Origin of the sequence: Aquitalea aquatica (assembly GCF_013911085.1) — a bacterium.
GTDB lineage: Bacteria > Pseudomonadota > Gammaproteobacteria > Burkholderiales > Chromobacteriaceae > Aquitalea > Aquitalea aquatica.
On the sequence record NZ_JACERN010000003.1, the window covers coordinates 134,441 to 147,379 of the forward strand.

General features: G+C 59.3%; 15 protein-coding genes. 13 read left to right on the top strand and 2 right to left on the bottom strand.

Annotated elements, in window-relative coordinates; all coding sequences use genetic code 11:
- Positions 1-21 precede the first annotated feature (21 nt).
- The 13 genes from H2Z84_RS01495 (at position 22) to nagZ (ending at position 10,393) form a co-directional block, all read left to right on the top strand.
- Complete coding sequence (locus H2Z84_RS01495; protein WP_181834395.1) at positions 22-1,437, top strand: DegQ family serine endoprotease; 1,416 nt, start codon at positions 22-24, stop codon at positions 1,435-1,437.
- On the top strand, positions 1,434-1,673 hold the full coding sequence (locus H2Z84_RS01500; protein WP_181834396.1) for a glutaredoxin family protein: 240 nt from the start codon (positions 1,434-1,436) through the stop codon (positions 1,671-1,673). Before H2Z84_RS01495 ends, H2Z84_RS01500 begins: the two co-directional genes overlap by 4 nt.
- Positions 1,674-1,738: 65 nt before the next feature.
- Positions 1,739-3,532 (top strand): translation elongation factor 4, encoded by a 1,794-nt coding sequence (lepA, locus tag H2Z84_RS01505; protein ID WP_181834397.1) that lies wholly within the window; start codon positions 1,739-1,741, stop codon positions 3,530-3,532.
- Complete coding sequence (gene lepB / locus H2Z84_RS01510; RefSeq protein ID WP_181834398.1) at positions 3,533-4,495, top strand: signal peptidase I; 963 nt, start codon at positions 3,533-3,535, stop codon at positions 4,493-4,495. It abuts the gene before it with no gap.
- Positions 4,496-4,521: 26 nt separating this feature from the next.
- On the top strand, positions 4,522-4,878 hold the full coding sequence (locus H2Z84_RS01515; protein ID WP_181834399.1) for a DUF4845 domain-containing protein: 357 nt from the start codon (positions 4,522-4,524) through the stop codon (positions 4,876-4,878).
- Positions 4,879-4,883: 5 nt separating this feature from the next.
- A complete protein-coding gene (gene rnc, locus H2Z84_RS01520) occupies positions 4,884-5,594 on the top strand; it encodes a ribonuclease III (RefSeq protein ID WP_124645485.1) in 711 nt (236 codons plus the stop codon).
- Complete coding sequence (gene era / locus H2Z84_RS01525) at positions 5,591-6,481, top strand: GTPase Era (protein ID WP_103525224.1); 891 nt, start codon at positions 5,591-5,593, stop codon at positions 6,479-6,481. Before rnc ends, era begins: the two co-directional genes overlap by 4 nt.
- Complete coding sequence (locus H2Z84_RS01530) at positions 6,481-6,816, top strand: antibiotic biosynthesis monooxygenase family protein (RefSeq protein WP_181834400.1); 336 nt, start codon at positions 6,481-6,483, stop codon at positions 6,814-6,816. The genes era and H2Z84_RS01530 overlap by 1 nt, the downstream gene beginning before the upstream one ends.
- Positions 6,813-7,541 (top strand): DNA repair protein RecO, encoded by a 729-nt coding sequence (recO, locus tag H2Z84_RS01535; RefSeq protein WP_181834401.1) that lies wholly within the window; start codon positions 6,813-6,815, stop codon positions 7,539-7,541. Before H2Z84_RS01530 ends, recO begins: the two co-directional genes overlap by 4 nt.
- Positions 7,542-7,564: 23 nt before the next feature.
- Positions 7,565-8,293, top strand: a complete 729-nt coding sequence (pdxJ, locus tag H2Z84_RS01540; protein ID WP_181834402.1) for a pyridoxine 5'-phosphate synthase — start codon at positions 7,565-7,567, stop codon at positions 8,291-8,293.
- Between the two features lie 5 nt (positions 8,294-8,298).
- Entirely contained in the window at positions 8,299-8,862 is a 564-nt protein-coding gene (locus tag H2Z84_RS01545) for a metal-dependent hydrolase (protein WP_181834403.1), read from the top strand.
- The gene (gene acpS, locus H2Z84_RS01550) at positions 8,859-9,239 is read left to right on the top strand and encodes a holo-ACP synthase (protein ID WP_181834404.1); all 381 of its coding nucleotides are present in this window, start codon (positions 8,859-8,861) and stop codon (positions 9,237-9,239) included. The genes H2Z84_RS01545 and acpS overlap by 4 nt, the downstream gene beginning before the upstream one ends.
- A 71-nt stretch (positions 9,240-9,310) precedes the next feature.
- Positions 9,311-10,393 (top strand): beta-N-acetylhexosaminidase, encoded by a 1,083-nt coding sequence (gene nagZ, locus H2Z84_RS01555; RefSeq protein WP_220272651.1) that lies wholly within the window; start codon positions 9,311-9,313, stop codon positions 10,391-10,393.
- Between the two features lie 73 nt (positions 10,394-10,466).
- On the opposite strand, the gene H2Z84_RS01560 is transcribed toward nagZ, so the two are convergent.
- Together H2Z84_RS01560 and H2Z84_RS01565 are read right to left on the bottom strand one after the other, a co-directional pair.
- A complete protein-coding gene (locus H2Z84_RS01560; RefSeq protein WP_181834405.1) occupies positions 10,467-11,624 on the bottom strand; it encodes an HD-GYP domain-containing protein in 1,158 nt (385 codons plus the stop codon).
- A gap of 115 nt (positions 11,625-11,739) precedes the next feature.
- Positions 11,740-12,873 (bottom strand): HD-GYP domain-containing protein, encoded by a 1,134-nt coding sequence (locus H2Z84_RS01565; protein ID WP_181834406.1) that lies wholly within the window; start codon positions 12,871-12,873, stop codon positions 11,740-11,742.
- Positions 12,874-12,939 lie beyond the last annotated feature (66 nt).

Sequence of the window (12,939 nt, forward strand, 5' to 3'; positions counted from 1 at the left end):
CCACATCAAGATGGAGCGACTATGTCGATCAAAAAGCTGATCGTTGCTGCCATGCTGGCGGCATCTGCCTTCACTATTGAACCTGCTGTCGTGCTTGCTGCCGATTTGCCCGATTTTGCCCGCATTGTGGAAAGCGAGGGCAAGGCGGTGGTCAATGTCAGTACCACGGCGACCATCAAGCAGAATGTCAGCAGCCTGCCAGAAGGCATGGAGGGCGATCCCTTCTTCGAATTCTTCCGCCGCTTTGCGCCACAGCAGCAACAGGAGCGGCAGGAGCGCTCACTGGGTTCCGGTTTCATCATTTCTGCCGATGGCTATCTGCTGACCAATGCCCATGTGGTGGCGCGTGCGGATGAAATTACCGTCACCCTGACCGACAAGCGCGAATTCAAGGCCAAGGTGATTGGCTCGGATGCCCGCACCGATGTGGCCCTGCTCAAGATCGAGGCCAAAGACCTGCCGGTGGCACGGCTGGGTAATATGGCTGATGTGCGCGTGGGCGAGTGGGTGCTGGCCATTGGCTCGCCCTTCGGCTTTGAGAATACCGTGACCTCCGGCATCGTATCAGCCAAGAATCGCCTGTTACCGGATGAGAATTTCGTCCCCTTTCTGCAGACAGATGCTGCGGTCAATCCGGGTAATTCCGGCGGGCCGCTGTTTAATATGAAGGGTGAAGTGATCGGCATTAACTCGCAGATCTACAGCCGCTCTGGCGGTTTCATGGGTATTTCCTTCTCGATTCCCATCGATGTGGCGATGAATGTGGCTGATCAGCTCAAGGCCACCGGCAAGGTGAGTCGTGGTCGCATTGGCGTGGCCATCCAGGAGCTGAGCAAGGATCTGGCGGCCTCTTTCGGCTTGAGCAAGCCAGCTGGTGCGCTGGTGAATGAGGTTGAGAAAAAGAGCCCGGCAGACAAAGCCGGATTGCGTGCCGGTGATATCATCCTGTCGGTGGCGGGGCAGGCCGTTGCCTCGTCTTCCGATCTGCCGCGGCTGATTGGTGCTATCCGGCCAGGTAAGCCAGTAGCGCTGGAAGTGTGGCGCAATCGCGCCAGCCTCAAGCTGAGCGTGGTGCCGGAAGAACTGAAAAATGAAGATGCCCGCACAGCCCAGCGCGAGTATCGTGCACCACAGGCCACGCCGGATGCGCAGAACATGAAGCAGCTGGGCCTGGCATTGGCCGAGTTGACACCGCAGCAGCTGGGTAAGGCAGGTATCAAGTATGGCCTGCAAGTACGGAGAGCCAGCGGGCTGGCTGCCCGTGCCGGCGTGCAAGCCGGGGATGTCATCGTCGGGCTGGGCGGTGAGGCCATCAGCAGTTTTGGCCAGTTCAAGGCTGCGGTGACCACTGCACCCAAGGGCAGCACACTGGCCTTGCAGGTGCTGCGCCAGGGCATGACGCTGTTTATTCCATTAGCCATTGGTGGGGAAGAATGAAGCTGACCTTGTATTTCCGTGAGTACTGCAGCTTGTGCCATCAAATGTTGGCCGAACTGCAGCCATGGCAAGCCAGGCATGGTTTTGAGCTGGATGTGGTGGATGTGGATGCCGACCCGATTCTTGAGGCCAGATTCAATGAACTGGTGCCGGTATTGATGGACGGTGAGCACCAGATTTGTCACTGGCATCTGGATATTCCTGCTTTGGCTGCACATTTGGGCGAAATCGGCTAAAATCCGCGCCAGTGTGAGTTGTTAGAGGGCACGCCAGCGTGCCCTTATCTTTTTGCTGGATACCGATGAAACATATCAGAAATTTCTCGATCATTGCCCATATCGACCATGGCAAATCGACCCTGGCCGACCGCTTCATCCAGTTTTGCGGTGGCCTCGAACTGCGCGAAATGAGTGCCCAGGTGCTCGACTCGATGGATATCGAGAAAGAGCGCGGCATTACCATCAAGGCACAAACAGCTGCCCTGCAATACAAGGCGCTTGATGGTCAGGTGTACAACCTGAACCTGATCGACACCCCGGGGCACGTCGACTTCTCTTACGAGGTTTCCCGCTCGCTGTCCGCCTGCGAAGGCGCATTGCTGGTGGTGGATGCCTCGCAAGGTGTGGAAGCGCAAACCGTAGCCAACTGCTATACCGCCATCGACCTGGGGGTGGAAGTGGTGCCGGTGCTGAATAAGATCGACCTGCCGGCGGCAGAACCCGAACGCGTCAGCCAGGAAATCGAAGACATCATCGGCATCGAAGCCATTGATGCCGTGCGTGCCTCGGCCAAGTCCGGTATCGGCATTCAGGACATCCTCGAAGTGGTGGTCAGCAAGATTCCGCCGCCGGAAGGCAATCCGGATGGCCCGCTCAAAGCCCTGATCATCGACTCCTGGTTCGACAACTACGTCGGCGTGGTGATGCTGGTGCGGGTCAAGGATGGCCAGGTTCGTCCCAAGGACAAGATCAAGTTCATGGCCACTGGTGCCGAGCATCTGGTGGAGCAGGTTGGTGTGTTCTCGCCCAAGTCGGTACAGCGCGATGTGCTGAACGCGGGCGAGGTGGGCTTTATCATCGCCGGTATCAAGGAGCTGAAATCGGCCAAGGTGGGTGACACCATTACCCTGATGAAAACGCCGGCCACCGAAGCCCTGCCGGGCTTCAAGGAAGTGCAGTCGCAGGTATTTGCCGGCCTGTATCCGGTGGAAAGCCACGATTACGAAGCCCTGCGCGATGCGCTGGAAAAACTGCAACTGAACGACGCCTCGCTCAAGTACGAACCCGAGGTATCGCAGGCACTGGGCTTTGGTTTCCGTTGCGGCTTCCTGGGTCTGTTGCACCTGGAAATCGTGCAGGAACGACTGGAGCGCGAATTCGACATGGACCTGATCACCACGGCGCCGACCGTGGTGTACGAGCTGGTGTTGAAAGACGGCAGCGTAGTCCATGTGGACAATCCGTCGCGCCTGCCGGACCCGGGCAAGGTGGAAGAAATTCGCGAACCCATCATCACTGCCCATATCCTGGTGCCGCAAGACTATGTCGGCGCGGTCATCACCCTGTGTACCCTGAAGCGTGGTGTGCAGCGCAATATGCAGTATCTGGGCCGCCAGGTGATGCTCACTTACGATATGCCGATGAATGAAGTGGTGATGGACTTCTTCGACCGTCTCAAGTCCACCAGCCGTGGCTATGCTTCGCTCGACTACGAGTTCAAGGAATTCCAGTGCGCCGACCTGGTGAAGCTGGATGTACTGGTCAACAGCGAGAAAGTGGATGCGCTGAGCCTGATCGTGCACCGTGCTTCCAGCGTATATCGTGGCCGTGAGCTGGTCTCCAAAATGCGCGAACTGATCCCGCGCCAGATGTTTGATATCGCTGTGCAGGCGGCCATTGGCGGGCATATCATTGCCCGTGAAACAGTAAAGGCCTTGCGCAAGAACGTACTGGCCAAGTGCTACGGTGGCGACATCACTCGTAAGAAAAAGCTGCTGGAAAAACAAAAAGCCGGCAAGAAGCGCATGAAGCAGGTGGGTAACGTGGAAATCCCGCAAGAGGCTTTCCTGGCCATTCTTCAAGTAGGGGAAAAATAAGTGGGCGAAAACCTGTTCTGGGTATTTACCGTTGCCGTCATTGTGGGCGGCATGCTGGTGGGTTTTGGCGGTCAGCGTGAAGCCGGTGCCAAGGATTGGCCGGTTTCGGTGCAGTGGGGCTATCTGGCCCTGGTCATCGGTGGTTTCGGCCTGCTGTCCAATTACATGAGCTTCACTGCGGTGATGCTGGTGTTTGTGCTGATTACCGGCGTGGTATGGGGCCTGGACAAGTGGCTGCTGGCCAAGAAGCGCGCCGGTGAGCCCGGACACTTTGTCGAATACTCACGTGGTTTCTTCCCGGTCATCCTGGTGGTGTTCCTGCTGCGCTCTTTCCTGGTAGAACCCTTCCAGATTCCCAGCAGCTCGATGCGCCCCGGTCTGGTAGTGGGTGACTTCATCCTGGTCAACAAGTTTGCTTATGGCATCCGCGTGCCGGTGCTGAATAATGTGCTGGTGCCGGTGGGCAAGGTAAGCCGTGGCGATGTGGTGGTGTTCAACTATCCGCCCAACCCTAAGGTGAATTACATCAAGCGGGTCATCGGCGTGGCTGGCGATGTGGTGGAGTACCGTAACAAGCGCCTGACCATCAATGGCAAGGCAGTGCCGGATGAAAAAGACGGCACTTACGAGTATCTTGAGCAGGGCATGGCCATGATTCACAATGAACAGTTCAAGGAAGTCATGGATGGCAAGCCCTACCAGGTGCTGAATATTCCAGAAGCGCCGGTCGTGGCGTTGGGTCAGGTGGCTGATTTTCCGGGTCGCGATCAGTGCCAGTACGACGATAACGGCTTTGTGTGCAAGGTGCCGGCCGGCCATTACTTCATGCTGGGCGACAATCGCGACAACAGCCTGGATGGTCGTTACTGGGGCTTTGTGGAAGATCGCTTGATGGTTGGCAAGGCCTTCCTGATCTGGATGAACTTCAGTTCGCTGTCTCGTATCGGCAAGGCCATTCATTGACACCGTTTTCCGGCAGGGGGAATTCCATGCAGCGTCAGCGAGGTTTGTCAGTCATTTCGGTGTTGTTCATCATGCTCATTGTCGGTGCCGGCTTCCTGCTGGCTGGCAAGGTGCTGCCGGTGTACAACGAGTACGCCGAGGTTCGCAAGGCGGTTACCGCCATGGCCGGGGAAACCGGCAAGGGTGACATCGAACTGCGCCGGGAATTCATGAATCACGCCATGGTCGGGGGGATTTCGTCGATCAAGCCGGAAAACCTCACCATCATCACCACCGCTAACAGCGTATTCGTGCGCGCAGCCTATCGCCGCGAAGTTCCGCTGTTTGCCAATGTCAGCCTGGCTTTCGATTTCGATACCCAGGCCGGACAGACACCCCAGTAACTACAGTGAACCAAGTTGAAACCCGATTCCGGCGCCTGTCACAGGCGCTGGATTATGCATTCCAGAAGCCCGATCTGCTGCGCCAGGCGCTGACACATCGCAGCTTTGCTGCGTCCAATAACGAGCGTTTCGAATTTATTGGCGACAGCATTCTCAATTACACCGTGGCGCGCATGCTGTTTGACCAGTTTCCGCGCCTGAGTGAAGGAGAGCTGTCACGCTTGCGTGCCAATCTGGTCAACCAGAACACCCTGGCCGAAATCGCCCACGAGCTCAAACTGGGTGAGTACTTGTACCTGGGTGAGGGCGAGCTGAAAAGTGGCGGCTTCAACCGGCCGTCGATTCTGGCGGATGCGCTGGAGGCTACCTTTGCCGCAGTCAGTTTCGATGCGGATTTCCAGCGCGCCGAGCAGGTGGTGCGCCGCCTGTACGCAGGTCGCGTGGCGGCCATTGACCCTACTAAACATGCCAAGGATGCCAAGACCCGCTTGCAGGAAGCCCTGCAGGCGCGCAAATGGCCTTTGCCCAAGTACCGTATCCAGACCCAGACCGGTGAAGCCCACGAACAATGGTTCAAGGTAGTGTGCGATCTGGGTGAACTGATGATCGAATCCAGCGGTGAGGGCGGCAGCCGCCGCGCCGCCGAACAGCAGGCCGCAGAAGCCGCGCTGCTGCTTCTTGAACAAAAACTGGCCACAGGCAAGAAACACCCATGACCGAACACGCATATCATTGTGGCTTTGTTGCCATTGTTGGCCGCCCCAATGTGGGCAAGTCGACGCTGATGAACCATCTCATCGGCCAGAAAGTCAGCATTACCTCGAAAAAGGCGCAGACTACGCGCCATCGCGTCAACGGCATTCATACCGAAGACAACGCCCAGTTCATTTTTGTCGATACCCCGGGCTTTCAGACCTTCCACAAGGGCGCACTCAACGAGACGCTGAACAAGAGCGTGAAAGACTCGCTGGGTAGCGTCGACTGTGTGCTGTTCATCCTGGAAGCCATGCGCTGCAGCGCGGCCGATCGCGAAGTGATGGCGCTATTGCCCAAACACACGCCGGTCATCCTGGTGATCAACAAGCTGGACAAGGTCAAGGACAAGTTCCTGCTGCAGGAATTCATCGATGGCGTCCGCGCCGAATTCCAGTTTGCCGACTGCGAAGTGGTCAGTGCCAAGCACGGTCAGCGTCTGTCCGAGCTGCTGGACAAGGTGCGACCGCATCTGCCGGAATCCATGCCGCTGTATCCGGACGACATGGTGACCGACAAGAGCGAGCGCTTCCTGTCTGCCGAAATCGTCCGCGAAAAGCTGTTCCGCTATCTGGGCGAAGAGCTGCCGTATGAAATGAATGTGGAAGTGGAGATGTTCGAAATGGATGGCGCGCTGCGTCGCATTCACATCGCCATACTGGTGGACAAGGACAACCAGAAACCCATCGTCATCGGCAAGGGTGGTGAGAAGCTGAAGAAAATTTCCACCGAAGCACGCCTGGACATGGAAAAGCTGTTCGATGGCAAGGTCTTCCTGCAAGTCTGGGTCAAGGTCAAATCCGGCTGGGCTGACGACGTGCGCTTCCTGCGGGAATTCGGCCTGAACTGATGCCGCTCAAGCTGCCTTCTCCGCCATATTGGGCGGTGATCTTTTCCTCGCAACGCAGCGCTGCCGACCAGGGCTACGCCAATATGGCGGAACGCATGCTGCGTCTGGCCGAAGTCCAGCCCGGTTATCTGGGTGCGGAAAGCGCGCGTGACAGTGCCGGCTTTGGCATTACCGTGTCGTACTGGGACAGCGTGGAGGCGATTGCCGCCTGGCGCCAGCATGCCGAGCATCTGGTCGCGCAAAAGCTGGGGCGCGAGGTGTGGTATCGCGATTTCTCGCTGAAAGTGGCGCGGGTAGAGCGGGCCCATGCCAGCGGGCAGGGCCGGGACGCATGAGCCAGCAGGGCAGGGTAGACCGCCAGCCCGGCTACCTGCTGCACACCCAGCCCTACCGCGAAACCAGCCTGCTGGTCGAGGTGTTCACCCCGCAGCACGGCCGCTTTACCCTGGTGGCACGCGGTGCGCGCCGACCACGGGCAGATGTTCGCGGCGTACTGCTGCCGTTTCAGCCGCTGACCCTGTCCTGGTTTGGCAAGGGTGAAGTACGTACCCTGCATACCGCCGAGTGGAATGGCGGCGTGCCGCAACTGTCCGGCATCCGGCTGGTTTGCGGCTTCTATCTCAATGAACTGATGCTGAAGCTGACGGCTCGCGATGATGCCGAGCCGCGTGCCTTCACCATTTATGATCAGGCGGTGCGTGCGCTGGCACAGACGCATTCCCTGTCCAGTGTGCTGCGTCGCTACGAATTGCGGCTATTGCAGGCGCTGGGCTATGCCGGCAGCTTCGCGTGCGACCTGCATGGCGAGCTGATCGACCCCGCAGCCGACTACCTGTGCCGGGGCGGTGCCCTGCCCGAACGGGCGAGTGGCGGGCCAACTGGGCCATCAGTCTGCTTGCCCGGTGCCGAGTTGCTGGCCATCGAGGCGGATGACTATGCCGCCGCCAGCACCCGCCGTGCGGCCCGCAGCCTGCTACGCTTGCTGCTTACCGATTTGCTGGGCGAGGAGCCATTGGCCTCGCGTGAACTCTTGCAGGCCATCAACGCCATTGCCGACTGAGGCCTGCGCAACAGGAGCTGAAGATGATTTTGCTTGGTGTGAATATCGATCATGTCGCCACCCTGCGCCAGGCGCGCGGTACCCGCTACCCCAGCCCGATCGAGGCCGCACTCGTTGCCGAAACGGCGGGTGCTGACCTGATTACCCTGCATCTGCGTGAAGACCGCCGCCACATTCAGGATGCCGACGTGGTGGCCATGCGTCAGGTCGTCAAGACCCGCATGAATCTGGAAATGGCCATGACGCCGGAAATGCTGGCCAATGCCCTGGCGGTGGCTCCGGAAGACGTCTGTCTGGTACCGGAAAAACGTGAAGAAGTCACCACCGAAGGCGGTCTGGATGTGCTGGGCCACTATGCCGATGTCTGCCATTACACCGAAACCCTGCAACAGGCCGGCATCCGGGTATCCATTTTCATCGACCCGGATCGTGCCCAGATCAGCAAGGCTTACGAAGCCGGTGCCCGGGTGATTGAATTGCACACCGGTGCTTATGCTGACGCGGTACATGCTGCCGAGCGCGAGGCTGAGCTGGCACGCATCCGTGGCGCAGCGGCTTTTGCCGCCGAGCTGGGCATGGTGGTGAACGCCGGCCACGGGCTGAACTATCACAACGTCAAGCCGATTGCCGCCATTGCGCAGATTGCCGAGCTGAATATCGGTCACGCCATTATCGGCCAGGCGGTATTTGTTGGCCTGGACCGCGCCGTACGCGACATGAAGACCTTGATGCAGGAAGCCCGCCAGGGCTGAGCAGCATGCCCACCGTAATCAGCCATGCGCTAGCCGGGGCCACGCTATTGCGTCTGGCTGGCACCGGCACTGCATCGGCCTCGCGCGCCGATGGTCTGAAGGTATTGCTGCTGTGTGCTGCCGCGGCCATGCTGCCCGATCTGGACGTGGTCACCTTCAAGCTTGGCATTCCTTATGCCAGCCCCTGGGGGCATCGTGGTGTATCGCATTCCTTGCTGCTGGCCCTGCTGGCGGCGCTGTTGCTGACTGCTTGCAGCCGCGGTTTGTGGCGGCGTCTGGGCTGGTCCTTGCACTCGGCCTGCTTGCTGCTGTTTGCGGTCATCGCCAGTCATGCCGGACTGGATATGCTGACTGATGCCACGCATGGCCCAGCCTTGTTCATGCCATTCGACATGCAGCGCTATCTGCTGCCATGGCGACCGATTGAAGGGGCACCCATCTCACCACGACTATGGCTGACGGCCAAAGGCTGGCGCGTAGTCTATACCGAGCTGCTATATGTCTGGCTGCCTTGCCTGATGTTGTGGCTGCTGCGTGTTCGCTTTGCACGACGCAAGGAGCAGGCATGATCTACGGCATCGGCACCGATATGGTGGAAATCGCCCGCATGCAGGGCCTGTTGCAACGCTGGGGTGACAAGGCTGGTCGGCGTATCCTGGCCGAGGCGGAAATTCCGGATTTTCTGACGGCAGCCGATCAGGCCCGTTTCCTGGCCAAGCGCTTTGCCGTCAAGGAGGCACTGTCCAAGGCTGTGGGCACCGGGGTGGTGCAGCCGGTTTTGCTGACTGCCATTGCGGTCAGCCACGATGCGCAGGGCAAGCCCATACTGGTATTTAGCCCGGACTTGCAGGATTTTCTGCTGCAGCGTGGCGTGGTACGCAGCCATGTCTCCATCACGGACGAACGCGAGCATGCCCTGGCCTTTGTGGTATTGGAGCGGGATTAGCCTGGGTCTATCCTTGCCAAAGAATCAATCCTGAGGGCCGCCCGGTCCTCGCACTGTTTGGAGTATCAGCCATGCAAACCTTGTCGCTGCAACGTGGTCCGGTCATGGTGGATGTGGCCGGCTTCCGCCTGAGCGAAGCAGAGCGCACACGTCTGTCTCATCCGCTGGTCGGTGGTGTCATCCTGTTCCGGCGCAATTTCCAGAATATCGAACAGCTCAAGGCGCTGACCGCCGACATCCGCAGTCTGCGCAGTCCTGCACTATTGATTGCCGTCGATCACGAGGGTGGTCGGGTACAGCGTTTTCTTGAAGGTTTCACTCGTTTGCCGCCGATGAATGTGCTGGGTGAGTTGTGGCAGCAGAATGAAGCTGCTGCGCGTGCGGCTGCCGAAGATGTCGGCGTGGTGTTGGCCGCCGAGTTGCGTGCCTGCGGTATCGACTTGTCCTTTACCCCGGTGCTGGATCTGGACTGGGGGCGCTGTGCCGTTATCGGTAATCGGGCTTTTCACCGCGATCCACATATTGTCAGTGAACTGGCGCTGGCCTTGCAGCGCGGCCTGCAGCAGGGGGGTATGTCTACTTGCGGCAAGCACTTTCCTGGTCACGGTTTTGTGTCTGGCGACAGCCACTTTGTGATGCCGCAGGACGACCGCTCACTCAGCGAACTGGAAGCCGATGATCTGATTCCCTTTGCCCGCATGGCGGCCGCCGGCATGGGTTCGGTGATGCCGGCCCATGTGGTATACCCGGCAGTGGATCAGCGCCCGGCCGGTTTCTCACCGGTGTGGTTGCAGGACATCCTGCGTGGCCAGCTGGCCTTTGATGGCGTGATCTTCTCCGACGACCTGGGGATGGAAGGTGCTGCTGGTGCGGGTAGCTTTGTCGAGCGTGCCGAAGCGGCACTCGCTGCAGGCTGCGATATGGTGCTGGTTTGCAATCAGCCGGAACGCGCGGATGAGGTGTTGGCCGGTTTGCATGTGCCACCGTTGCCGAAGCTGGCTGAGCGCCTGCAACGCATGGCTGGCAGTGGGGATATTGACCGCTGGCAGCAGGCTATCGGTAGCGCCGACTTTGCCGAACGTCAGGGCCGGGTGCAGGCACTGGGTATTCCGCAGAACGTATTGCAGGGGCCGGCAGTGGGTGAGGCCAGCTAGGCCGATAAACTCGCCCAATAATCAGCAAAAAGCCGGCGCAAGCCGGCTTTTTCATTGTTGGTGGCATGTGGCTTCAGTTGGCCTGGGTGCGCCATAGCCGTGCCAGATGCGATGCCCGCACGCCAGCCATGGCGGCTGGACAGGGGGAGATTACCTTGTGCGCCGGCAAGCTGGTATCGCGAATCAGGGCATCGATATAAGCCGGGCCGTCACCATGGCGAATGGCGGCTACTTGCGGTTCGCTGGCCTTCTCGCGGCGGGCCAGCACCACGCCGATCTCATCATTGGCCAAGCGCACGAAGCTGCCAGGTGGGTAGATGCCCAGCTCCTTGATCAGCAGGGTGGTGTAAGCCGGGTCGAATTCGGTGTCCTTGCGCTGGAACAGATGCCCCAGTGCGGCGGCCGGCACCATGCCCGCGCGGTAACTGCGCGGGGTGAGCTTGGCGCAGGTGATGTCGGCCATGTGCAGGATGTGCGCCAGCGATTCGATTTCGCCGCGGGCCAGGCCATAGGGGTAGCCATTGCCCAGCCAGGACTCATGGTGAGTCTGTACCAGCCAGTGCCATAGCTCATCGCTCACGCCCGCTTCGCGCAGAATGGCGGAGCTCATCAGCGGGTGGCCGGCGATTTCTTCTTCCTGCTGCGGGGTCAGTGCTTCCTGCTGGTGGTACAGCGTGTTCTGCAGCTGACAGATCGACATATTCATGGTAAGCGCTGCCGCCAGCACGGTATGGCGTTGTTCGCTGCTTAGCTGCGGCATCCGCCGGCTAAGCAGGGCTAGCAGGGCAGTGGTATGCAAGGCATGGGCCGGGCCGTACTCGTTGAATGGCACCAAGAGCAGGCTGGCAATGACACCATCAGGGTGCTGTTCGCTCAGGCGGACAATATCGCGTACCAGCAGGCTGACCTTGCGCGGAAAGTCTTCCAGTTGCAGGGCGTAGTTGAGCAGGGTGCGGGTGCGTTGCTGCAGGAAGGCCATTTCGTGCAGTACGCTCTCGCGTACCATCATCGGATCGGCTTCGGGCAGGCTGACGGCATCCAGTTTATTGCCATCCACCGCATAGCCCATTTCCAGCAGCTTTTCACGCTGGCGGTCGCTCAGCACGAAATGCCCCTTGCTCAGCAGCAGCAGACCATTCTTGGCATAAACATCCAGCGGCAGCTCCTTGCCCATCAGAATCTGTTCGGGCACTACCTTGTCATGCAGTTGCTTCTTGTTGCGGGTGTTCATGCGGCGATGCAGTCGGCGTGGGTTGCGGGCGCTGCGCCAGCAAGGCGGCGCAGCTGCGGCAATTATATGCGGATGGCTGCTGCGGCGCTTGGCTTTTGCGGGCGCCGCCGCGGGCTCAGATTTTCCACAGGCTGGCCAGGAAGGAGATGCGCACGCCCGCCAGGCTGGACGAGCAGGGAGCGGCAATCTTGTACTGTGGGTGGCTGGTTTCTCGCAGTAATACTTCGGCATAGGCCGGGCCATCAGCCTTGCGCAGCGCGGCGACCTGCGGTTCGCTCGGCTTGTCGCGGCGGGCCAGCACCACGGCAATTTCGTTATTGACCAGTTTGACAAAGCTGCCGGGCGGGTAAATGCCCAGCTCGCGAATCAGCATGGTGGTGAAGGCACTGTCGAAATCGACATCCTTACGCTGAAACAGATTGCCCAGTGCAGTGGCGGGCAACTGCGCGCTACGATAGCGGCGCGGTGCCAGCTTGGCACAGGTGATGTCAGCCAGATGCAGCAAATGCGCCGGCGGCAGAATCTGTTTGCGCTCCAAACCAAAGGGATAGCCACTACCTTGCCAGTTTTCATGGTGGGTCTGCACCAGGGCATGCCATAGCTCGTTTTCGATGCCGGCCTCACGCAGAATCGCCGAGCTGAGCAGGGGATGTTCCTTGATCGCACTATGGTGCTGCGGGGTTAGCTGTCCCTCGTAGCTGAACAGTTCATTTTGCAGCTCGATCTGCGCGATATTCATGGTGAGCGCGGCACACAGCAGGATTTCGCGGTGACCGGGCGGCAATTTCATCTGACGGGTAATCAGTGTCAGCAGGGCGGTGGTGTGCAGCGAGTGAGCCACACCGTACTCCTGGAAAGGCAGCAGCAGCATGGAGGCCATCAGGCCGTCCGGATGGCGCTCGCTCAGGCTGATGATGGTCTGGGCGATGGCGCGTACGCGTTGCTCCAGCTCAGGCTGGGTCAGCGCGTGCAACAGCATATTGCGCACCCTTTGCTGCAGGAAGACGATTTCCTCGAACAGCGACTGACCCTTACGGTAATTGTCGACCGTTTTTTCGGCTGGCTTCACCTCGGCTGGCTGTTCGGCAAAGCCCAGCTTGATCAGGCGATGCTTCATGTCCGGCGATAGCACATAATGACCACGCTTGAGCAGCAAGATGCCGTTCTTGGCGTAGACATCCATCGGCAGTTCTTTGCCGATGGAAATGGCGCTCGATTTGAGCTTGTCGGAAAGATTATTGTCAGACATGGTGCATGGTTTCGGATTGACGCAACATTCTATGTTTTTGTCATTGCTATCGCCAGATTTATTCGG